Origin of the sequence: Burkholderia sp. AU4i (assembly GCF_000466765.1) — a bacterium.
GTDB lineage: Bacteria > Pseudomonadota > Gammaproteobacteria > Burkholderiales > Burkholderiaceae > Burkholderia > Burkholderia cepacia.
This window is the reverse complement of sequence record NZ_ASSI01000301.1, coordinates 1-1,103: the sequence shown is the minus strand read 5'-3', so window position 1 is coordinate 1,103 and position 1,103 is coordinate 1. Positions and strand designations below refer to the sequence as shown.

Here is a 1,103-nt window from a genome sequence, read left to right as displayed (position 1 = left end):
CGGGATGAGCGAGCGGACGTTGTACCGGCGCATGAAGGCGCTCGGGCTCGGGGCGCGCGAGCGCTGAACGGGCAGGCGGCGGGCGGCTGGCAGAGGCACGCGGCTGTGTCGATAATGGCGCGTTCGATCCCGCTTCCACCTCGCCGATGAAGAGACGCTTCCTTTCGCCTTGCCTGTTTCTGGCCGCCACTGCGCTGTGCAACCTGGCGCAGGCCGCCACCGAATACACGTGGACCGATGCGGCCGGTGCACATGCGGTGACGCTCGCACGCACCGCGTCCGGCGACGACCTCGAGCTCAAGGTCGCCGCGACGCTCGACGGCCGGCCCGACTGGACCGTGCGCGACTACGTGAAGGCATGCCCGGTCGACGTGATTCTCGACGTCGTGCCCGCGTCGATCGAGATGCGCGACCTGCTCGGCAACGGCCGCAAGCAGTTTCTGTTCGCGTACAGGATCGGCTGCCGCGGCGACGTCAGCGCCGACCAGGTCAAATACTTCCTGATCGACCAGGGCACGAAGTACGTGCTGCGCGGCGAGGAAACCGTCACGGTCAACGGCAAGTTCATGGACGGCGGCGCGGCGCCCGTGCCGAATGCGGACCTGAAAGCCCGACCCGCGTTTCTGCGCTACATGACGAAGCGCTGGCACGCGATCAGCGCGCACGACTACCGATAGGCGCGCGCCCGGCGCTCGTGACGGCGCGTGCGACTCACGCCTGTCGGGGGTGAGTCGAACCTGTCGAACAATAAGAAATCATGGTGCAACGGCAATAAATTATCGTTTTACGATAATTTTTGACGTACAATCGACGCTCGTTCATTCGTCGTCGAGGACACGTCATGCATTCCGATCGTATCGCCCGTATCAGCCAGCAGATGGCCACCGTCACGCTGTGGTTCATCGTCGGCATGCTGGTGCTCAACGCCGCGTGCTGGGCGTTCCCGTCGCTGAACGCGGCGTCGGGGCCCGGCCTCGTATTCGGCCTCACCGATTCGGTGATCTCGAACCTGCACGTGGATGTCGCCGCGTTCCCGTGGTGGCAGAAGGCGGTCGGCATCCTGCTGTCGAGCGTGCCGCTGATCGCGCTCGCGAACGGCCTGC

At 65.4% G+C, this 1,103-nt stretch carries 1 protein-coding gene and 1 pseudogene; both read left to right on the top strand.

Features of this window, described 5'->3' with window-relative positions; translation table 11 throughout:
• The first annotated feature begins 146 nt into the window (after positions 1–146).
• Entirely contained in the window at positions 147–677 is a 531-nt protein-coding gene (locus L810_RS41085) for a M949_RS01915 family surface polysaccharide biosynthesis protein (protein WP_021164015.1), read from the top strand.
• A gap of 164 nt (positions 678–841) precedes the next feature.
• A pseudogene (locus L810_RS41080) lies at positions 842–1,103 on the top strand (DUF2975 domain-containing protein); the annotation flags it as partial.